This window comes from Halolactibacillus alkaliphilus, from assembly GCF_900115465.1.
GTDB lineage: Bacteria > Bacillota > Bacilli > Bacillales > Amphibacillaceae > Halolactibacillus > Halolactibacillus alkaliphilus.
Window position 1 is genome coordinate 15,619 of the sequence record NZ_FOWN01000009.1, and the last position, 21,764, is coordinate 37,382.

The window sequence follows — 21,764 nt, forward strand, 5'->3', positions numbered from 1 at the left end:
TCTTTTTTTCATTGTGACCTTTTTAATATTAGGTAGACTCGTTATACGACTAGTTAAAAAGAAAGAACGGCGATTTTAGTGGCTCTTCGTTATCATTTTTAGTCTCTTTATTACTTACATCTTTTATTATCACGTTTTCTTATTGTATCTGGATTTACATTAAGCGCTAAACAACACGACACAGACAGCCACCGGCACAGTCACACAAGTGTATCACGCTAGCGGATCGATTGATTTTAAGTTAGATAACACCGTTTACAAAAGAAATCCGTGGACTTTTAATCCAAAAGATAACACCTTTTATCAAGTCGAGTATTTACCTAACAGTCGCTTCGTTATTCAATTTGAACAACTCCACTAAAGAAGTGCCATGTTTTATATTATGTATGCAAAGGGGTTTTAGCCATTAATGGCTAAAACCCCTTATTTACCTTATTGTATTTGAAATAAAAAATCACATGCGCAAGTTCTTAAAGAACTGGCACATGTGATTTTCATTTTATGACTTACTGCTATTTGAGTTGTTTGAACCGCGTTTGTTATTAAACTTACGGTTACGCCCCTTACTATTGTTACGGTTAAAGTTACGGCCTTTGTCACTACTGCTTTTTCCACGATAGTTCCCTTTGCCCTTACCTTTTCCACCGCCTCCACCGCGCTTAACGCTTAACGGTTGGACTGATGATAATGTTACCGGTGTTTGACGACGTGATTTTGACATAATTTTAAGTGCTGCCGCAACAAGTGTAACTGAATCATATTCATCTAGTAATTCACTTGCTGTTTCACGATAATCATCTAAACCTTTTTTCTCAATTGAGCGAATTAATTTATTCACAGCCAGTTGTTGTTGACCGCGCTTAGCTTCATCGTAGCTTGGTAATTGCATACGATTCATTTTTGAATTTGTTACCTTTTCAATAATGTGTAAGTGTGGCATTTCTCTTGGCGTAATAAATGACACCGCCACGCCTGTTTTACCAGCACGACCCGTACGACCAATACGGTGAACATAACTCTCAGGATCTTGCGGGATATCAAAGTTATACACATGTGTCACGTTTGAAATATCAAGTCCACGTGCGGCAACATCAGTTGCAACAAGAATCTCGACACGGCCATTCTTAAATTGATTTAACACACTCATACGTTTACCTTGCGTTAAATCACCGTGAATACCTTCAGCTTTAAAACCACGCGCTTGAAGACCTTCGGTGACTTCATCTACACGTTTTTTCGTACGACCAAAAATAATCGCAAGAGACGGTGTTTGAATATCAAGTAAATTTGTTAAAGCATCAAATTTTTGTTTTTCATGTGCTTCAATAAAGATCTGCTCAATATTTTCCACTGTCATTTCTTTCGCTTGTACTTTTACTTCTTCAGGTTGACGCATCAATGTTTGCGCAATCTGACGAATCTCTTTCGGCATAGTTGCTGAGAAGAGGAGAGTTTGACGTTCTTCAGGGATTTGTTTTAAGATATCACGAATATCTTCAATAAAGCCCATGTTTAACATCTCATCTGCCTCATCTAATACAGCAGTATGAACGAAACGTGTATCAATCGTTTTACGACGGATATGGTCAAGTAAACGTCCTGGTGTTGCAACAACAACGTGCGGACCATCTTTTAAACCGCGAATTTGTCGGTCCATCGGTTGCCCACCAAAGATTGGCAATGTGCGGATACCTTTAAATTTTCCTAAACGGTGAATTTCTTCTGATACTTGAATTGCAAGTTCACGTGTTGGCGCAACGATAAGCCCTTGAATTTTACGTTGCTTAGGATCAATTTTGTCAAGCATCGGAATACCGAATGCCGCCGTTTTACCTGTACCTGTTTGTGCTTGTCCAATAACATCTTTCCCTTGAAGTCCGAGCGGGATTGTCTGTTCCTGGATTGGTGTTGCTTCCTCAAAGCCCATCTTGTCGAGAGCTTTCATAATTACATCTGAAATACCTAATGATTGAAATGTTGCCAAAGTCATTCTCCTTTTTGTTTATATCTCATCGGAATCGTTACGACACGTTAACACTATTTACACGTTCAAATGAAAACGGCGTAGCTGATGTTAAATAATATCTTCATATATTAGCTTACCCTAATAACTCACATTTACCACAAATCTATAGGTAAACTAACTGGTGTTGTTGAAGACCAGCGTTATATTAACGTGAAAAAAAGCCGACCCTTAAAAATCAGAAGCGGCTTGGTTACGAGCATTCAATGGATAAAACCATCTTATCATATCTTGAATAGAATATCTAGCATAAAACACCGAATAAAGCTTGACTTACCAGGATTTATTTGAAATGCACGTAAAGAATCATCACAATGTAATAGCTTACATAGCACTGTTTACGCAAATCCTTGCATTTTGTTTGTTTTTTTTATACTATTAAAGTCAGAATATTATTTTAGTTATAAAAATACGATGAAAGTTTGGTGAACATCATGACCATCCAATTAACAACAGACAGTGGCGCAGATTTACCCCTACACTTGCAAGATGAGTGGAACGTCAAAGTTGTCTCACTTTTTGTCCGCTTTGGTGAAGAACAATTTAAATCAACATCGCTTTCAACAAAAGAATTTTTAGATCGAGTAGAACAAGGGAACGTTTTCCCTCAGTCTGCTGCACCTTCACCGCAAGACTATTACGAGACATTTAAGGAAGTAGATGCGAGCCAACCAATTGTTCACATTAGTATTTCAAGTGGCGTCAGCGCGTCTTTTAACCACGCAGTAATGGCAAAAGAACAACTGCTTGAAGAAGAACCAGACCGAGAGATTTATTTAATTGATACTAAATCCGCTTCAAGCGGCATGATTCTCATGCTGGATGATGCCGTCAAGCTCATTGAAGAAAAACATGATGTTAAAGAGGTTGTTGCTCATTTAGAAAAGCGCGTCCCATACTTACGCACCGTCTTTTTACTCGAAACAATTGACAATTTGATTCGTGGCGGTCGCTTAAGCAAAACAAAAGGCGCAATTGCCAAAACATTAAAGGTCAATCTCATTCTACATGCGAGTGAGGAAGGTAAAATTGATGTACTAGAAAAAGTACGTGGCGCCAAAAAAGCACACCGTCGTTTTCATGAGTTAATCGGCGAGTACATTAAAGACCCTGCTGAAAAGACATTCACGATGACTCATGGTTATGCTAAAGAAAAATGTGATGAAGTATTAGACATTGTTAAAAAGCATTATCCATTCCAAAAATTCTATCAAGCTGAAACCGGTCCAGTTATTGCGGCACACGCTGGAAAAGGTGCCTTGGTTATGTCATTCTTTAGTGATATGACGCACACAAATAAAAAGTAAGTAGCTTAAACCGGTCTATCTGCCCTTACGTAAAAGACAGATAGACCGGTTTTAAAATATCATTCAATCTCTAAACCAGTTAATTCACAAGTCTCACTCTTTTGTCTTAACAAATAATCATACACACTTCCAACCACAACATCTTGATCATCGCCTAAACAAATCATATGTTTAGAATCTGCGTAATAAATCACATCGATATCTACTGGGATTTCCTTATCTAACGCATGAGTCGTTTGATAAGGAACCAAACCATCTTCTATCCCCTGTAACACAAGCGTAGGTGAAGTAATCTCTTTTAAATACGGTTCTGTGAATTTCATGCATTTCACAAACTCAAGATAAGCTTTCATTGGTATTTTTCCGCGCTTATGGTGGTACAACTTATACGTGAAATTCTCTTCAAGCTCGCCCAACAGTTGGTCTTTAAGAAGTAAGCTAACTTCCTTTGTTAATTTAATCAAATTCAAGTACTTTCTTGAAGGTGATAACATAACTAGTTTGTCTGCTCCGAATTTACCCGCGAGATAGCCGGCAATCATACCGCCCATAGAAAACCCAACCAAGTATAAGGTGTCCACTTTTTCTTTCAGTTGATGATAAGCTGATTCTGCCGTCATAATCCAATCCTCATAGCGATAAGGTGTTAAATCTAAATCTAAGCCGTGCCCTGGTAATGTCGGTACATCAATCAACCAATCGGTTTCTTTTCTTAGTGTAGCTACCAGCGGCTCCAGTTCATGAGGCCCACCTGTAAAGCCGTGTATTAATAATACACCTATCATTTCCATTCCTCTTCTCTTTAAAAAAACCGCCCATTAACATGTGGCCGGCTTTGTCTTTTATAGTCGCATGAGTAACTGCTTGATTCGTTGTTCTTGATAACCTAGAACTTTTTTCCCCTTTATCAATAAGGCTGGTGTCGCATAGATGTGTTCTTTTTGTAAATCGTGAAGGTGTTGCTTATTCTCAGATATATTTTTCAATTTATATTCAACATCTTCCTTATCAAGTAAGGCAACCATACGCTCACATTCCTCACAAGCATCACTAATGTAAACAACGACTTGATTTTCCATCCTTTTCCCCTCCGTACCGTGTTGTAAGTTCTTGATGGCGATAAACACATCCATCCTCTACTTAATTTAAAGGGCTAAGCCTTCAATAAATGTTAGTCAAGTTAATTAAGCTATTAGTTATATAGCCATATTGTCTAGTTTTTAAACATAAAAAGAACGAATCTTAGGAATTAAGATTCGTTTTCTTTTTGGTATTCATCGGCATATGAACCTAATTTTTTCAACAATGTAATTGCTTGTTGTTTTTCTTCTTCCGTTAGACCATCAGTGATGCGCTCAATTTGCTTCCAGTGATCTGGAAAAATCGCATTTAACAACGCTATTCCCTCTTCGGTAATGGAGGCATACGTCACACGACGATCTTTTTCTGATTGCGTCCGCTTCATTAATCCTTTTTTCTCTAACTTATCTACAACATACGTAATACTTCCACTCGCAAGAAGTATTTTGTCACCAATTTTTTGAAGCGGCTGATCACCTGAATGATACAACAACTCTAATACACCAAAGTCTGTCGTGTTAAGTCCTTTACTTCTAATGTCGTTGGCTACTTGATCGCTAACCGAGCGATACGCCTTTGATAACACGACAAATAACTTGAGTGAAGGGTCTTGTTTTTTCTTTTGATATTCTCGTTTATCTTGTTCCATCTACTTCGCTCCTACTTCTATTAGAAATCAGCTTACGAGCTGTTAGACCGACAATCACGAAAGAGGCACTGATCATTATCGTTTAATAGGTATGATACACTGTCGCATAACCAATAAACCACATCACAAATAACGAAAATACGAGCGTCTTTCTAGACGTTTGCCCATTTATTTTTATATCGTTCGATTTATCCAGTCACGATTTAATATAACCGTGATAATAAGAAATGTAAAGGATTCTAAAACTGTAAATTCACCTGGATAGAGTAAATAAGAAAATCCAATCATCATACCAACCAAAAATATAAGTATAAAGGGTGATACACCTCTATAATAGCGTGACCACTTTCCTTGTCTAGATAGATAAACTTTTTTAACAAAGGACAATCACACACGCCGACACCGATTACCTGCCAAATTAACAATAAATCAAACTGATTTAGTGCAAGTTGTTCTCCTTGCTTCACTGTTACATTTTCTTCTGCTAAAACTGCTACAACATACCTCCACTTCCTCATCTGGTGTTCATTTGATCGTGGACTATCCTATCCTTATATACGTCTTTCATAATAATAAAGTGGCACATCATCACAATCGTTTGGTCGCTCAGCGATAAAAGAAAAATCATGACGCAAAAAGAACCGTTGAGCAGCTAAATTATTTTTAAATGTATCACCATTTAATGCCTCTTTCTTTTTCTTATGAGCAAGCGCTGTTGCAAAAGTAATAAATTGCTCGCTAACCCCCTGGTGTCGATAGCACTTACAGATGGCCAGACGTTTGATGGTGAGCGCCTGGGAGGTTGTGAAGGGAATCAATCGATATTCTTCATGACCTTTCTCACTTAATGTACACATGCCAACAACCTGGTTATCTTCTTCATATACATATAACTCTTGTTTAGCAATATCTCGCTTGAAATCTTTACTCGTGGGATAGTCTTTCGACCACTGTTCACTTCCCCGCGCATGCATCTCCATAATAACCTCATCAACGATAGACATAATTTGAGCGACATCCGCTTCCTTTGCTAGCCTAATCATTGCTCAACACCCCTTTGTCTTAAAACTTTTGAAAATGAGGCATGATCTAAAGATCATACCTCACTCAATTATTCTTTAATAACTTCTTGATACTCCATCTGACCGAGCATATAGGCAAGACTCAATCCAAAACCAAAGGCAATGACACTAAGTGACCAATCACCAAGGGTAGTAGGTAACCCCGGGAATATGACATAAATAGAGCCAATGACAAGTCCAATTACAACGGCGTAAGTCGCGTAAGTGTAGTGCGTCAAAAAGAATTTAATCACTTTACTCATAGTTATTAAACCAAAGCCAATCCCTATAGCGACAACGAATAATATATCTAATTTCATCTCATTTACAGCATTAATAATCGTTCCGTAAGCACCCATAATAACTAAAATAAGCGACCCACTAATTCCAGGTAAAATCATTGCAGTACTAGCAATAAATCCCGCAAGCAATAAATAGCCGTAGACACTTGGTGTTATATTTTCAATAATAAAACTTTCATCCCCTTTTAAAAATCCCATCATAGCCGCAAGTCCAACACCTAAAACTAACAGAAGATAGTGCAAAGTTTTAAACTGATGCTTACTATCTGCCTTTTTGAACAGATAAGGTAACACACCTAAAATAAGCCCTAAAAAAGCAAACTGTGTCGGGCGTGGGTAATGTTCAAATAACCACTCAATCGCCTGAGCTAATAAAAGGATGGCTGTCACCATACCTAATCCTAATGGTATGAGGAACCCTAAATGCTTTTTCCACTCTTTACTGAACAAACCATTAATTGATAGTATCAATTGATCATAAATCCCTAAGACCAAGGCAATTGTCCCACCACTCACGCCAGGAACAACATCACTAGCTCCCATCATCATGCCGCGATAAATATTTTTCCACTCCATATGTACATAGCTCCTCAAGTTTTAATAGTTATCATTCTAAACCGTTCCTAATTATAACAAAAATAGCGCTTCAGTGATAGTCAAAACAGACACACGTTGCCTATACTAAATATAACAGCTTTTGCTCCACTATTTAAAATAGCAACTAAAGTATGCATCACGCTCAAATTCACTTAACGAGTAATCCTTTCAATCTTTATATTCTCCTGCTAGCGTTCCGAATTAAATGTGAACTCGCACCCATATCTTACGTAATTTCCACCTCATTGTAACCCTTCATATTTATATTCGTCTTTCATTCATAACCACAACGTAGCTCTTGTTAAACATTTTATTGAAAAGTGAATCTCCTCACTCTAGGTTTAATCAAACCAAAAAGCCACGCTTGACTAAGCATGACCTTTTACAGGACGTCACCTCACCACCTAGAGAAAATGAGTGCTCGTCTTATATATAATAATACAGTGTTAAAAAAATCAATTCAATCACTTCCAATAAACGTTATGTCAGGTAACCACTGCCGATAATGTTGTTTTAATTCTTCTTCAACTGTTTTATGATTCGTAAGCATCTCATGTGTGACGTCACTTAACGGATACACACGATAATCTCGTTTAGGCGTTAAATTAAAATCAACATAAGTAAGCAACATCTCCGGATCTTTCAATTGAATACGATTCCCTGTTTTTTCTACTGTTATATTAACAATACCACCTAATTGACGATACAATTGGTCTTGACCGGATAAAAAGTTGCCAAGAGAATAAATGACAAAGCCTCGACTTCCATCTTCACGCTCTATCCATTCCGCTGGCTGTAAGACATGTGGATGATGACCGAAAATAACATCGACCCCTTCATCAATCATTGCTTGCGCAAGTCTTTTCTGTTCATTATTTGGCATACGTTCGTACTCAAGGCCAAAATGCACATGCATAACAATAACATCAGCTACTTTCTTTGCTGCTTTTATATCCATGATCATTTGTTCTTCATCAATTATCGATACAAGATGGTCTTTTCCGTTAGGAATAGGTATACCGTTGGTTCCATACGTGTAACCTAAAAAAGCAAATCGGATATCATTTTTTTCAATTAAGCGTAACTCTTGTTGGTCTGTTTCATCTTTATAACTTCCTATATAAGGGATATCTAAGGCATCCCAATGCTTAAGAGCCGATTGAATAACTGCTTCCCCTCGGTCAAGTGTATGATTATTTGCTAAATTAACGATATCCACCCCCATATATTTAAGTAAGTCCCCGACTTCTTTTGGGCTATTAAATCTAGGATAAGTTGACAGACCATGCGCCACGCCACCAATCATCGTTTCTTGATTTGCTGTCAGTATATCGTATCGTGACATGTATGGCATTAATGGTTCCACCATAGGGGTAAAATCAAATCCACCATTTACTCGTGCATCATCATATACCCTTCCGTGAATCAGCACATCGCCAAAACCACCTAGCCGCACACGCCTCGTGATGAGAGCATCAGGAACCTTTTTCTCAACTGCCTTTATCTCTCGTTTGATATTCACATCATGTCCTTCTCCAGTAAAAACTTCACTACAGCCCACGACAAAAAGTAAGATGATATATAACCAACTGATCTTTTTAAAAAACTTCATCATATTTTTACCTCTTTCTGTGTATAATGATGCATTTCCTACTCTCTCTCTTCCCTTTTTCTTTTATCTTCATTCGTAAAAAGTTATAATAAAGGAGAGACTATAAAAATAGACCTTTAAAAAGGCACTAATTTGACTACTTAATATGAATACCAGTTAGACTCGCTTACACACTGACACAGGGGGAAACGACATGATTAGAAATAAATTAATGCGCGCCATTACGTATGCAGCAAACAAACACAAGGACCAAGTGAGGAAAGTAGATGAGACCCCGTTTATCGCGCACCCTTATCGGGTTGCGATGTTACTAAAAGAACATAACTGTGAGACAGATATTGTCATTGCTGCCCTGCTTCATGATACAGTAGAAGATACAGACTGTACTTTTGAAGAGCTAGAACACCTCTTCGGTAAAGATGTTAAAGAATATGTTGATTATGTTACAGAATTAGATAAAAAAACATCATGGAAAAAGCGGAAAGAGCACAGCATTCAAGCATTTAAAACTGTTCCATATGATGTTAAGTTGCTTATTGCGGCTGATAAAATCGATAACTTGCAATCCATGATCGACCAAGAGATGGTTCACGGTGATGCCATGTGGCACAGTTTTGTTGGAACACGTGAAGAACAAGTATGGTATTACCAAGAAATTTTTGCATCTATTATCGAAAACTTAGAAGATGAAGACTGGCATCCATTATTCTATTTATTCCAAGCATTATTAGAGAAATTTCAAGAGGCAGATCCTTCGCAATATTAATAGTGCTGTCACGGCATATTTTAGCATGACATGCGCTGTAAAATGATACTATAGACTGCTGTTTTAGAGAGGGTTCCACCGGGATCGTCTCTTTTTGCTTATTCATTATTAGCGCTTTATGCTGATTGTTATTAGAATACAGCACTTAAGAGAAACGAGCGCTTCGATCGATCTTAGTGTCTACTTTTTCCCATCCATTTAGATCCCACCTCAAATGAAAGCTTATGTCCCGTTCCTTATAGCAAGCTCCTTATTAGTTAAATACAGAAAGAGAATTTAAGCAGAACGTGATAAACGTTTATCTATTCCCCCTCCCTCTTTTTTACCATATAGGGGCGTATTCTTTAATATGTGCGTCTATATTTGACCATCGCTGAGTTATACACCTGAGACATCGACTCAGACGCCTTAATCGTAAATCATGCGATGTTATGCTCTTTGATAAAAGGTACCTTTATACGTTAACATAATTAACGTGAGTGTCCGAGACAAGATATTGATTATTTTTTTAAAAAACTAACTATATCTTGTAGACACGAAAATCATAGGGAGGTTACTAGCAAGATGAAAAAGATTATGACAGGTTTGGTTTTATTAAGTATAGTACTATTCATTTCCGCATGTGGAAACGGGGAGGAAAACGAAGGGTCATCACTCGATCAATTAAAAGAACAAGGGTATGTCACTGTTGGGTTTGCTAACGAAGACCCTTATGCATATGAAGAAGACGGTGAATTAAAGGGCGCCGCTTATGATATCGCTGCAGCTGTCTTTAATGAATTAGGTATTGAAGAAGTAAGAGGCTCGCTGCAAGACTGGGGTCAGTTAATTCCAGGTGTCCAAGCAGGGCAATTTGATGCTGTTACTGCAGGAATGGCCATCACACCAAGTCGCGCTGAAAATGTATTGTTTGGTGAACCAGAAATGACCTATGGGGAAGGGCTAGTAGTTGAAGCTGGCAATCCACATGGCATTGAAAGCTTTGAAGATATTGCCGCCAATGAAGATATCACGGTCATTGTGATGGAGGGGGCAACAGGAATTGCTTTCTTACGACAGTCTGGTGTAAGTGATGATCAAATCACCTACGCTGCAAGTATTCCAGATACATTTGCTGCTGTTCAGTCTGGTCGCGCTGATGCCACAACAGGTACTGAAATGACAATGCGCATGGCTTTTGAATCCGCCAATACAGAAGCATTAGACTTTGTAGAAACATTTGAACAACCCGATGTTGAAGGGGTACCAAGTTATGGCGCTGCTGCATTCAGCTTAGAAAATGACGATTTACGTGATGCTTATAATGAAGCACTTCAAGTATTAAAAGATAATGGAACCGTACAAGAGTTACTTCAAAAGAATGGTTTCCATCCTGAATCGAACTTTCCAGGTGCTGACATTACAACAGAAAGTATTGTGAGCGGTGAAAACTACTAAGGATCACGCTTAATTTTATGATCCAGTTCCTTAAAAGGAGCTGGATTTTCCTTTGAGACAAACTAGAAAAGGATGTGTGTAATATATGGAAGATATCCTCTCGATATCACAAGAACTTTCACGTGGCTTATTCGTCACAGTGAGTATCTTAATAGCTTCAAGTTTATTAGCTTATTTTATGGGTTTTATTTCAGGTCTCTTGCGTTTATCAAAGTATACGCTTGTTAGAAAATTAACCGGATTTTACATCGAAGTATTTCGTGGAACATCACTCATCGTTCAATTGTTTTGGCTGTATTATGCTATCCCAATGTTGTTTGGAATTCCATTAGGATCGAACTGGATAATTGGGGTTATTGCCATCGGACTGAACTACGGTGCTTACTTATCCGAAGTCGTACGTGGATCTGTTGAGGCTGTCGATAACGGTCAGACAGAAGCGGCAATCGCACTTAATATGTCAAGTTATCAAAAAATGCGCTATATTATCTTACCGCAAGCGATAAGGATGATGTTACCGGAGTTTGGTAACTATACGATTCAAATGTTAAAAGGGACCGCACTCGTGTCGTTAATTAGTTTAAATGATATTTTATACTACGGAAATATTTTGCGTAGTTCAAATCTGTCACAAGCACCCCTGATTTATTTAGTCATTTTAATTTTCTATTTCGTCCTGGCCTTACCGCTTATTTTCCTTACCCGTAAAGCAGAGGACATCTCAAAGAAAGGAGTGGCTAATTAATGAGTTATTGGAGTTTTGAACGTTTCTTTGAAGCTTGGCCCTATATATTAAAAGGTCTTCATATTACCGTTGGGGTTACCATAAGTGCTTTTTTATTCGCCCTCGTTTTCGGATTAGTTTGGACATTCTTACGCCGCATTCCAGAGCGTCATATAAATTGGATTGTCACCTGGGTGATGGAATTTATTCGTTCAACACCCCCACTAGTACAATTGTTTTTCATTTACTATGCTTGGCCTGAGATTCCCGTTGTTGGCGTGACACTCAGTCCATTTGTGAGTGCCGTTGTTGGTTTTGGTATTCACTTTAGTACGTATATCGGTGAGATTTACCGCTCGGGTATTGAAAGTGTAGAAAATGGACAGTGGGAAGCCTCAACTGCTTTAAACTTCTCACTACTGGATAAATGGCGGTTAATTATTTTACCACAAGCTTTCCCACCGACCATTCCGATGCTTGGGAACTACTTTATTATTATGTTTAAAGAAGTACCAATCGCATCAACCATTGGACTCACCGGGATCTTGCATATGGCCAATAGCTTCGGTTCCGAGCATTTTAACTTAATTGAAGCACTGACGATTGTCGGGATTATTTTCCTTGTGTTAAGTTACCCATCTGCGCGATTAATTAAAAAATTAGAAGTGAAACTCAATACCCGTTTTGATAAAAATCAAGTCATTGATCCAATCGAATAATGACAACTTAAAGGAGTGACGCACGTTATGACAAAACCTATTGTTGAATATAAAGATGTACACAAATCATTTGGCGATGTGGAAGTATTAAAAGGGATTGATTTAGATATCTTCCCAGCCGAAAAAATCGCCGTTATAGGCCCAAGTGGGTCAGGTAAAACAACGATTATCCGGATGTTGATGACACTAGAAGAACCAACCGATGGTGACATTATCGTCGATGGTAAAAACCTATGGAAGATGGAAAAGAACGGAAAGATGGTTGAAGCAGACGAAAAGCACTTACGCGAGATTCGGGGAGACATCGGCATGGTGTTCCAACACTTTAACCTGTTCCCTCACATGACCATTTTAGAAAACTGCATGACCGCCCCTATTCATGTAAAAGGCGAGAACAAAAAAGAAGTCAAACAACGTTCCATTGATATGTTGGAACGCGTTGGCCTGGGTGATAAAATTAATAACTACCCATCACAACTGTCGGGTGGACAAAAACAACGCGTGGCGATGGCACGTGCGCTCGTTATGCGCCCGAAAATTATGCTGTTTGATGAGGTCACCTCAGCCTTAGACCCTGAGCTTGTCGGTGAAGTACTTGAAGTTATTCGTGACATTGCCAAAAATGATGACATGGCCATGGTCCTTGTGACACACGAAATGGACTTTGCGCTTGATGTTGCTGATAAAGTCTTATTCTTAGATGACGGTGTCATTGCTGAACAAGGTTCGGCAAGTGATGTCATTGAACATTCAGAAAACCCACGGGTGCAAGAGTTCTTAAGTCGTTTCCGTGGCTAGTAATAGCTAGAAGAACGAAAAAGATACTATATGAATTGAACTATTCCCGCTTAAATTTCTAACGAATGTTTGACGAAGGGTCTTCCAAAATGATACCACGAAGATGACCCATGCTCGTTCAACTGAGCATGGGTTTTTCTATGCCCCAAACACTATAAACCTATTTTCTCAACATCTGTTACATCCTATTTGTGAGCTAGTGTTCACGATTCTCTCTGTACACATGTGTCCGACGTCAGCAAAGCAGATCTAGTAATGTTCTCTTTTACCGTTTATAAGTTTGACTGGTTCTTTAATTTACGAGAAATTATTGATTGGAGCACTCCTAGTACGTCAGCAATTTCCTTATGCGTGTATAAACCCAATCGATACATGGCTTTTTAATAGCTAATGGGTTGTGCATTTCATTTTACAACAGACTGAATTAATAGATTATGATAATAGAGCTATGGATGCCATGAAACATTAGGAAGCATAAATAACACACAAACAATTCAGATTATTTTAAATTTTTAAAAATAAATTGCAGGAATTACAAAAACTTACGTCGAACTATAGTTAGCATAACCTTTATACAAAAACGAATGGAGGTGCTAATGTTGTAAAGTTATTAATTTGGATATGAATACCTTTTTTACAGATTCTGAAATTAGCAGTGTAGCTTAAAAAAACATAATTAATTAGGAAGTGATTTTTTGGAGAGAAAATTTGTTGTTTTTGTATCAATGATTTGTTTGGTTTTTTAATCCCACACACAGTATCCGCATACGAAGGAAATATTATAAAAATTGAAGGAAATCTTTCTAATGTTGAATCACTTGGAGAAGAGATTGTTTCTCCTAGTTGGACATCAACTGTTCATACTTCCGTTATCTCAGGACCAGTAAAAACGAAGCGATTTGTTAGATATCTGACATCATCTTGGGCGAAAGCAAGCTCTTATACTTGGAGTAAAAATCAAACTACTACTTCAACAATTTCCGGTGATCTTAGTGCAAGTGCAAAAGTTATATCAGGTAAACTCGGGGTTTCTAATAGTGTAAGTACTTCCTTTGCAGTAGCAATTACTATTCCAGCAAATTCTTCAAAATTTAGTAAATTAGGGTTTTATAGTGATTTCAATAGAAGGTATGTGAAAGTTTGGCATACTATGGGGTGGTCAGATCCTTTCAACGTAACATACGGATACCACTATGCACCAACTAAAGATACCTATTTACAAGTTGTTTATCAATGAACATAAAAAGAAAAATACGGGAATTGAGTGATGATTATGAAAAAGAGAAATATAATTAGGTTCAGCACATTAATTCTTCTTGTTCTTTTATTATTAGTATTTTTTTTAAGCATAGATACGAAAGATGATGATTTTGATTTGTTGTTCGCTGATAATTATATAAGTTGCATTATTCCGGGAGATAGCATCTCTTTCAATATTTTCGGTGCTCGTGAAGTCCATGGTCGAGGTAATTTAATACCTGAATTAATCTCTGATATTGAATTCAACAATAAAAATATTAGGATAAAAGCGTTTAGTGTAGAAGAAGCACAGGTAACGAAGGACCATCATATATTCAATTTTATCGTCGAGACTGAAATAGTAGGAGATAATGTAGAAAAAGCCAACGAAATCTTAATTTTCTTTAATAATCAAAAAACAAAAAAATATAGCATTGGCGAAATTACATTAGTAAATAATAAAAACTACCATGAAAACGATATTGAAACTATTCATTCATTTACCATAGGATATCCTATACCCAGTTTAGATGTCGGCATCAAGAACAAAAGCAACGATACTATTAATGTCAACAAAGTTTATGATTTAAATAAAAACTTGAATTATAGCTTTGATGAAAGTACAGAATTAAAACAACAGGAAAATTATGATATTATAATATCTACGTTTGAAGAAGAAAAGGCATACGATTTTTATACTATAACTCCCATACTCCAGTATTCCAAAAACGGACAGGATTACTTTCATAATATGCACGACGTCATTTACGGTGTTTTAATTCCCGATGAGGAAAAAATCCAAAAAATAATTAATTAGATGAACAAATTTCATTAAGTACAAAATCAGGATTCAGTGTTTAAAAAGAAAGTATTAAGTTTGTACAATATGTAGTGTTAGTGAGTTGAAAAACATAACTCACTAACGCTATTTTTGTATTTAAACAAGGGTGATTTGATAAATGTATAACCGATGTTTTGTAGTTATATTTTATTCCTTTAAGCCTTAATTTACTGAACCTCAAGAAGTTCAGACTTTCTAATGATTAATATTATGCATCTTTTTTTCTATCAAGCTCGTCACAGACAGTGAACAGTAAATGGAGGGAATAAATATGATTGAAGTAAAACAACTGTCCCATCAGTTTGAACTTGGGAAAAAAGATAAGAAAACCGTCATTCCTGTCTTACAAGACGTGAGTTTTTCAGTAACTAAAGGTGAAATTGTAACGTTAGTTGGTCGGAGTGGTTCTGGTAAATCCACATTGCTACATTTAATTGGTGGTTTTTTACCGAGACAAAGCGGGGCCATCACGATTAACGGAACGGATGTGAGCAACTTTACAGAAGCACAGTTCGCCGAGTTTCGCCTTGGCACAATTGGCTTTATCTTTCAGAACTTTCAACTGATCCAATCCATGACCGCTTATCAAAATGTTGAATTACCGCTGATTTTACAAGGCGTGAGTGAAACCGCCCGTAAAATTCAAGCATTAGAAACATTAGAAAAAGTCGGTCTCAAGGGGTTTGAACATCATTATCCGAGTGAACTTTCCGGTGGTCAACAGCAACGGGTCAGCGTCGCACGTGCCCTTGTCTTAAATCCACTCATTATTCTAGCAGATGAACCGACAGGGAGCTTAGATTCTGAAACAGAAGAAGACCTGCTTCACCTCATTAAAGAGCTAAATGACTCTCTTGATATCACCTTCCTCATTATCACGCATGATGACGAAGTCGCCAAAATTGGTCACCGCTCACTGATGATGCATGACGGCGCCCTTATCGATCAGGAGGTGAAGTAATGTTATTTAAAGATCAGCTTTACTTCGTGAGAGAAAATATGAAAAAGAATAAAATGCGGATTTTTATGACCGTGCTCGCGACAGCTATGGGGACAGCCTTCTTAATTGTCTTGGCTTCTGTTGCTTTCGGTTTACATGACACCTTGATTAAAGATGTGCTCGAACAAGAAACAGTCAATCAAGTCCAAATTTACGGGAAAGATGATCCAAATAGTCAAGGAATTACGGATGAAGACATCGATTATTTCCAGTCGCTTGAGCACGTTCGTGCCGTTAGAAAACAAAGTTATCTTCGCCAGTCTCCACGTGTCTCACTTAACGGTTATGAAACGAGCCCTCATACCGTCGCAGTTGATATGGGCGCATTAGAAACAGGTGGTACACCACTTGAAGATGGACGATACGCCACATCAAGTGATGAAGTTGTTGTTGGGTATCACTTTTATGAACAACTATTAAAAGAAGATACCGATCCTGAAGATATGTATGATGAAAACGGTGAACGCATTGACGACACTCTTTACCAAGGCGCGGTCATTGGTGAAACAATTGACCTTACCGTATCACGATTAATCAACGAGACAGATACAGAAGAAAAAACATACCAAGTAACCATTGTTGGAGTGACAGCTGAACCAGCGAATGAATGGCAACAAGACCAAACACTTTATACGACCTTTGACTTTTATCAGTCGGTCAGTGAATATACTGGCACCCCTGGTGGGGAATTGTATTTCCAAGAAGAACCGATGGATTTGACGTTTTACTATGATGAAGTGACGATTCAATCGAATAATTTAGAAAATATTCAAACACTTACAAAGACTATCAACGATGAGGGTTATTATGGTTACTCAGTGGCCTCAGAACTAAAACAGATCAACATGCTGTTTACCATCGCTAAGGCTGGTTTAATTTTCATTGGCGCGATTGCCGTTATTATTGCTTCGATTGGCATCTTTAATACAATGACAATGGCAGTAACTGAACGCGCACCAGACATCGGGATTATGAAAGCGATTGGTGCTAGTCCAAAGACGATTAAACAAATCTTCTTGCTTGAAAGCAGTATCATTGGAATTATGGGCGCGACCATTGGTACCTTGGTGAGTTACCTCATCAGTTTCTTAGTGAATATCGGGTTACCCATGATTTTAGAAGCCGTCTTTGAAGAGCAACTCCCCGATGGCTTTCAGTTCTCAAGTATTCCTTGGACACTTGTCATAATTGCTTATACAATTTGTCTTTTAGTCACGTTAATATCTGGCTCACGACCAGCTAAAAAAGCAACAAAAATTGATGTCTTAAGCGCATTAAGACGCGAGTTATAAAAAAAGAGACGCTACACAAATCATTTGAAGAATGGAGGAAGAACATGATAAAAAAATTAGTTCTATTAGTATGTTGTCTGATTGCTTTAACTGCCTGTAGCGACTCAAGTGAAAAAGATACTTCTGTCTTCCAGTACAAAGATGCCTATATTGGTGATAATAGCGCCGTGATCAATATTGCCCAACGTGTTACAACGCTGAATGAAGTTGATCGCTTTAAACTTCAGACGGAAGAAGAACCTTATGGTATTGAGTTATACTATAAAGAAAACAGTGACGCATTGACACCTCAAGCAATCAATAAAGAGGTGCACCAACAGTCTGTTTACCTCTATTACTTAATTAAAAATGTGGATTATGTATCTTTTAACTTTAACAATCAAGTGATCCATACCAATCGTAATATGTATGATCAAGATTTAAAAGCACTCAATAAGATTGAAAACATCAACGAACAAAAAGTGAATAACTATTTATATGACACATACGCTCCTTAATGAAACACGCGCCTGACTCCTTCTATAGTCAGGCGCGTGTTTTAACTATGGGTATTTTGACTGTAAAATCTTTGACTTAGTTTTATTGAGCCAATATTAACAACGATGGCAAGCAATAAAAGAATCCAGATAAACCAAGAGGATACAAAGATTCCATCAGAAACAATCTGAAAAAAAGACATCGGGAAGGTTAAGAACAAAATTATCGCAAAGACGGCCCCGAAGACAAGCCGTCCTTTCTCCATCCCTAGCTTAAAAATAAATGGCATGAGCACAGCATATGCGATTAAAGCTGTTAAAACCATGACTATTACGTTCACTAGAAAAACCGGGTATGACACTAACGATAAATTCTGATAACCAAAGGCGTGATAAACAAACTGTGCAATTAAAATGATGACACTAATCAGACCAAAAAAACCATAGCCAAGGACGTATTTACTTAAGACAATCGTTTTTCCATGTATCGGCATCATCCGCAACAACTGGTCCCATTTGGCACGTTCATCATAACCAAATGAAGAAATCGGAATAATAAGCGCATAAATCATGGTAAAACCAATCATATTAGATGCTGGAGTAAGTGCAAACCCGACAATGACAATAAGGAGCACCCGCATCTGTTTTTCTAACGTAAAAATATCTTTTAGCAGTAACCCTTTCACGGTCGCTTCACTCCTTTCGTCATCAAAATCATCACATCTTCTAATGTCACTTTTTCTAAATCACCAAATATCGTGTCCGACGATGAAAGTGCATCTTTATCCACCAACAACTCAACCGCATAACGACTAGTGCGCTGGCCTTTAATCGCAGCTCGATTAATGGTTAAGGCATTGACTTCTTCTGGTGCCACCTTTAATATTCGATATCGTTCCAGTAACCCGTCTTTTTCTTCCATGAACTTAAGACGCCCTTTGTCTAAGAAAGCAATATAGTCACAACTTTTTTCTAAGTCACTGACGATATGTGACGATAAAAGGACCGTGTGACGCTCATCACGAGTAAACTCATTAATAATATCCAAAATTTCTTCACGCACCATCGGGTCTAATCCACTCGTTGCTTCATCTAAAATGAGTAATTCTGCTTGATGCGACAAGGCAACGGCCAGCTGTAATTTCATTTTCATTCCACGTGAAAAGTCTTTAAGCACTTGGTTATATGGTAACTTAAATTGTGTCATATAATGATCAAAGACGGCATCGTCCCATGCATGATAAATATCTTTCAACATGATCCGAATCCTTTTCGCTGTAAGCGTTTCAGGATAATAGGCTTCATCTAAAACAACACCAATCTTCTGTTTTACTTCTAAAAATTCATCCGCTTCATTATTAACGCCAAGGACATGAATCGTTCCACTATCTTTTTTTATTGCCTGCATAATCATATGTAATGTCGTACTTTTACCTGCTCCGTTCTCACCAACTAGTCCCACAATTGATCCCATCGGGATCGTTAAATGAAGGTTATTTATACTAAAGTTATTAAACTGCTTAAAAACATCCGTTAATTCAATCGCATACATCACATACGTCCTCCTTCCGTTTCACTCTTTAATACATCCAGTAACGCTTTTAGTTCATCTATTGATATACCGACAGTGCCGGCCAAATCCAGCGCGTCTTGTAGATGGTTTTCGATTTGTTTTAAGTACTCTTCTTTAATAAGCGACGGATTCATGCCTTTTACATAAGACCCCCGCTTGGCCATCGTGTAAATAAATCCATCACGTTCTAACTCTTCATAGGCACGTTTTGTTGTAATGACACTAACTTTTAAGTCTTTTGCGAGTTGTCTGATTGAGGGCAAAGCCTCATCCTTATTTAATTCACACGCAATAATTTGCGATTTAATCTGATCATATATTTGTTTGAAAATAGGCGCATCTGATTGATTATGAATCACTAAGCGCATCGTTTCACCAACTTTCTGTATATATACAAAATATACAAAATAAACAGACATGTCAACTGTTTTTTAAAAATGAAAAAGCGCCCCCTCGTAAAAGGAGACGCTTATCAATCATTGATTATATTCTATTAGTTTTTAGCATACAACTTGTCGTAGTAATCTTCGAGCATACGTTTTACCGCAAATCGGTCACGTGTAGACGCGATGCTGCGCGACATCATTTGAACCCACTTATCTCGGTTATCATAAAATGTTGGGAGCACGTCTTCTTGCAGTATACGATAAAGCGCATCTAAATCATTTTTATCTAATGCTTCAACATCCTCAGATTCAAAGCCATCACCGAATTGCCAGCCATTCTCACCGTGTTCACATGCTTCTGGCCACCAACCATCTAATGTACTTAAATTTAGGACACCGTTCATCGCTGCTTTCATTCCTGACGTTCCACTTGCCTCTTTTGGACGACGTGGGTTGTTTAGCCAAACATCAGAACCTCGTGTTAACATTGCCCCAATGGTCATATCATAGTTTTCTAAGAACACAACTGCATGTGGGTATTTTGTCGCCATCTTCACGAGCGAAGAAACAATGCCTTTTCCAGTATCATCAAGCGGGTGTGCTTTTCCAGAGAAAACAATTTGCACATCACCAGATTCTAGTAATGGACCAATGATTGACTCATCCGTGAAAATAAAGTCACTTCGCTTGTATGGTGCGGCACGACGTGAAAAACCGATAATTAACTTATCTTCTTTCAATCGCACGCCATTGCGCTCTTCGATAAAGTCAATGAGCGCACGTTTATTTTCTAAGTGACGTGACCACAAGTCCCCACCACTTTCTTGAAGGTCTAACATTTTTTCATCTACCCACGTTGGGCGGTGAATACAGTTTGTAATAGGAATAATCTCTGAACGGTTATCAACATGCGCCCACATTTTATTTGCGGTCTCACCATGTAATTCAGCTACAGCATTTGACATTCGTGATAGTCGTAAAGCACCTACTGTCATATTAAACGGTGCACCACCAATTTCAACAAGTTGTTCGACCGTTAAGCCATTGGCTGCGCCCATGTATAACAGTTTCTCAATTGGGTGCGACTCATTTCCTTCTACAATAGGTGTGTGCGTTGTAAAGACAGTTTCTTCACGGGTTTGACGCCACGCTTCATAAAAATCTAGGCCTTGGCCCATCTTTTCCCGCATTAATTCAAACCCTGCGAATAAAGCATGACCTTCGTTAAAGTGATACACATCAATATCATGGCCTAATTTGCGTAACGCACGTACACCCGCAATTCCTAAGACCATTTCTTGTGCGATACGTTCTTCACCAAACCAACCATAAAGTTGACCTGTAATCCAAGATTCAGGGTTACCAGGTACATCTGTATCTAATAAGTATAATGGCACGTTGCCAAATTGCTCAACTTTCCATACTTTACACGTAATGTTTTGCTTTCGAATAGTTACATCAACTGTCACACCCGTATCTTCTAAGAAATCATACTCATAATTGTGATAACTATCATATGGCTTACCATTTTCATCGATTCGCTGATCAGTATACCCTTGTTTCCACTTGATGCCGATGCCTACCATTGGGTAACCATGATCTTTAGCACCTTTTAAATAGTCACCTGCGAGAATTCCTAAGCCACCTGCATACGTTTTCATACTTGTGTCTAATCCATACTCCATACAGAAGTATGCTACACGTGAATCTTTATTCGTCATTACAATTCCTCCTTCATATGATTAGCTTGATACAATGCTTGTTGATACACTTTGAAAGCGCAATCAATCTACACCTTCTATCCTACACTAACTTTTTACTTTTGGCTAGTATTTTTGAGAAAGCGGTTGCATTATTTACATTTTAACCACGTTAGTGTTTT

The 21,764-nt window shown here is 37.9% G+C and carries 22 protein-coding genes; 11 read left to right on the forward strand and 11 right to left on the reverse strand.

From position 1 onward, the window contains the following. Window positions 1–499: 499 nt before the first annotated feature. On the reverse strand, window positions 500–1,984 hold the full coding sequence (cshA, locus tag BM163_RS05550) for a degradosome RNA helicase CshA (RefSeq protein ID WP_371859488.1): 1,485 nt from the start codon (window positions 1,982–1,984) through the stop codon (window positions 500–502). A 473-nt stretch (window positions 1,985–2,457) separates the two neighbouring features. Here cshA and BM163_RS05555 point away from each other — a divergent pair, with 473 nt between their 5' ends. Further along, complete coding sequence (locus BM163_RS05555) at window positions 2,458–3,330, forward strand: DegV family protein (protein WP_089801019.1); 873 nt, start codon at window positions 2,458–2,460, stop codon at window positions 3,328–3,330. Window positions 3,331–3,389: 59 nt separating this feature from the next. On the opposite strand, the gene BM163_RS05560 is transcribed toward BM163_RS05555, so the two are convergent. From BM163_RS05560 to BM163_RS05590, 6 genes are all read right to left on the reverse strand, one after another. Next, window positions 3,390–4,115: an alpha/beta hydrolase gene (locus BM163_RS05560; RefSeq protein WP_089801021.1), complete on the reverse strand. Its 726-nt coding sequence runs from the start codon at window positions 4,113–4,115 to the stop codon at window positions 3,390–3,392. A 57-nt stretch (window positions 4,116–4,172) separates the two neighbouring features. Next, window positions 4,173–4,409, reverse strand: a complete 237-nt coding sequence (locus tag BM163_RS05565; RefSeq protein ID WP_170243665.1) for a glutaredoxin family protein — start codon at window positions 4,407–4,409, stop codon at window positions 4,173–4,175. 170 nt (window positions 4,410–4,579) lie between these two features. Next, window positions 4,580–5,059: a MarR family winged helix-turn-helix transcriptional regulator gene (locus BM163_RS05570; RefSeq protein WP_089801025.1), complete on the reverse strand. Its 480-nt coding sequence runs from the start codon at window positions 5,057–5,059 to the stop codon at window positions 4,580–4,582. Between the two features lie 551 nt (window positions 5,060–5,610). Beyond that, window positions 5,611–6,102, reverse strand: coding sequence for a GNAT family N-acetyltransferase (locus tag BM163_RS05580; RefSeq protein ID WP_089801030.1), 492 nt, complete (start codon window positions 6,100–6,102; stop codon window positions 5,611–5,613). A 68-nt stretch (window positions 6,103–6,170) separates the two neighbouring features. After that, complete coding sequence (locus BM163_RS05585; RefSeq protein WP_089801032.1) at window positions 6,171–6,998, reverse strand: DUF368 domain-containing protein; 828 nt, start codon at window positions 6,996–6,998, stop codon at window positions 6,171–6,173. 481 nt (window positions 6,999–7,479) lie between these two features. Further along, window positions 7,480–8,634, reverse strand: a complete 1,155-nt coding sequence (locus BM163_RS05590; protein WP_089801034.1) for a CapA family protein — start codon at window positions 8,632–8,634, stop codon at window positions 7,480–7,482. A 190-nt stretch (window positions 8,635–8,824) separates the two neighbouring features. On the opposite strand from BM163_RS05590, the gene BM163_RS05595 reads away from it, so the two are divergent. The 10 genes from BM163_RS05595 to BM163_RS05640 all read left to right on the forward strand — a co-directional run bounded on the left by BM163_RS05595 (window position 8,825) and on the right by BM163_RS05640 (window position 17,944). Continuing rightward, the gene (locus BM163_RS05595; protein WP_089801037.1) at window positions 8,825–9,397 is read left to right on the forward strand and encodes an HD domain-containing protein; all 573 of its coding nucleotides are present in this window, start codon (window positions 8,825–8,827) and stop codon (window positions 9,395–9,397) included. A 564-nt stretch (window positions 9,398–9,961) separates the two neighbouring features. Next, window positions 9,962–10,834: an ectoine/hydroxyectoine ABC transporter substrate-binding protein EhuB gene (gene ehuB, locus BM163_RS05600; protein ID WP_089801039.1), complete on the forward strand. Its 873-nt coding sequence runs from the start codon at window positions 9,962–9,964 to the stop codon at window positions 10,832–10,834. An 85-nt stretch (window positions 10,835–10,919) separates the two neighbouring features. After that, complete coding sequence (gene ehuC, locus BM163_RS05605) at window positions 10,920–11,579, forward strand: ectoine/hydroxyectoine ABC transporter permease subunit EhuC (RefSeq protein ID WP_089801041.1); 660 nt, start codon at window positions 10,920–10,922, stop codon at window positions 11,577–11,579. After that, the gene (gene ehuD, locus BM163_RS05610) at window positions 11,579–12,277 is read left to right on the forward strand and encodes an ectoine/hydroxyectoine ABC transporter permease subunit EhuD (RefSeq protein WP_089801043.1); all 699 of its coding nucleotides are present in this window, start codon (window positions 11,579–11,581) and stop codon (window positions 12,275–12,277) included. Before ehuC ends, ehuD begins: the two co-directional genes overlap by 1 nt. Window positions 12,278–12,304: 27 nt before the next feature. Continuing rightward, entirely contained in the window at window positions 12,305–13,075 is a 771-nt protein-coding gene (gene ehuA / locus BM163_RS05615) for an ectoine/hydroxyectoine ABC transporter ATP-binding protein EhuA (RefSeq protein WP_089801045.1), read from the forward strand. Between the two features lie 730 nt (window positions 13,076–13,805). Beyond that, window positions 13,806–14,312, forward strand: a complete 507-nt coding sequence (locus BM163_RS05620) for a hypothetical protein (RefSeq protein ID WP_089801048.1) — start codon at window positions 13,806–13,808, stop codon at window positions 14,310–14,312. A gap of 30 nt (window positions 14,313–14,342) precedes the next feature. Continuing rightward, a complete protein-coding gene (locus BM163_RS05625; RefSeq protein ID WP_089801050.1) occupies window positions 14,343–15,131 on the forward strand; it encodes a hypothetical protein in 789 nt (262 codons plus the stop codon). A 295-nt stretch (window positions 15,132–15,426) separates the two neighbouring features. Beyond that, the gene (locus tag BM163_RS05630) at window positions 15,427–16,116 is read left to right on the forward strand and encodes an ABC transporter ATP-binding protein (RefSeq protein WP_089801052.1); all 690 of its coding nucleotides are present in this window, start codon (window positions 15,427–15,429) and stop codon (window positions 16,114–16,116) included. Continuing rightward, a complete protein-coding gene (locus tag BM163_RS05635; RefSeq protein ID WP_089801054.1) occupies window positions 16,116–17,447 on the forward strand; it encodes an ABC transporter permease in 1,332 nt (443 codons plus the stop codon). The genes BM163_RS05630 and BM163_RS05635 overlap by 1 nt, the downstream gene beginning before the upstream one ends. Window positions 17,448–17,491: 44 nt before the next feature. Next, a complete protein-coding gene (locus BM163_RS05640) occupies window positions 17,492–17,944 on the forward strand; it encodes a DUF4825 domain-containing protein (RefSeq protein WP_089801056.1) in 453 nt (150 codons plus the stop codon). Between the two features lie 41 nt (window positions 17,945–17,985). Here BM163_RS05640 and BM163_RS05645 read toward each other — a convergent pair whose 3' ends face one another. From BM163_RS05645 to glgP, 4 genes are all read right to left on the reverse strand, one after another. After that, window positions 17,986–18,609: an ABC-2 transporter permease gene (locus BM163_RS05645; protein ID WP_089801057.1), complete on the reverse strand. Its 624-nt coding sequence runs from the start codon at window positions 18,607–18,609 to the stop codon at window positions 17,986–17,988. Continuing rightward, the gene (locus BM163_RS05650) at window positions 18,606–19,475 is read right to left on the reverse strand and encodes an ABC transporter ATP-binding protein (protein ID WP_089801059.1); all 870 of its coding nucleotides are present in this window, start codon (window positions 19,473–19,475) and stop codon (window positions 18,606–18,608) included. The genes BM163_RS05645 and BM163_RS05650 overlap by 4 nt, the downstream gene beginning before the upstream one ends. After that, a complete protein-coding gene (locus tag BM163_RS05655) occupies window positions 19,475–19,864 on the reverse strand; it encodes a GntR family transcriptional regulator (protein WP_089801133.1) in 390 nt (129 codons plus the stop codon). The genes BM163_RS05650 and BM163_RS05655 overlap by 1 nt, the downstream gene beginning before the upstream one ends. 125 nt (window positions 19,865–19,989) lie before the next feature. Then, window positions 19,990–21,603 carry an alpha-glucan family phosphorylase gene (glgP, locus tag BM163_RS05660; RefSeq protein ID WP_089801061.1) on the reverse strand — a complete coding sequence of 538 codons (1,614 nt, stop codon included), beginning with the start codon at window positions 21,601–21,603 and terminating at the stop codon, window positions 19,990–19,992. Window positions 21,604–21,764 lie beyond the last annotated feature (161 nt).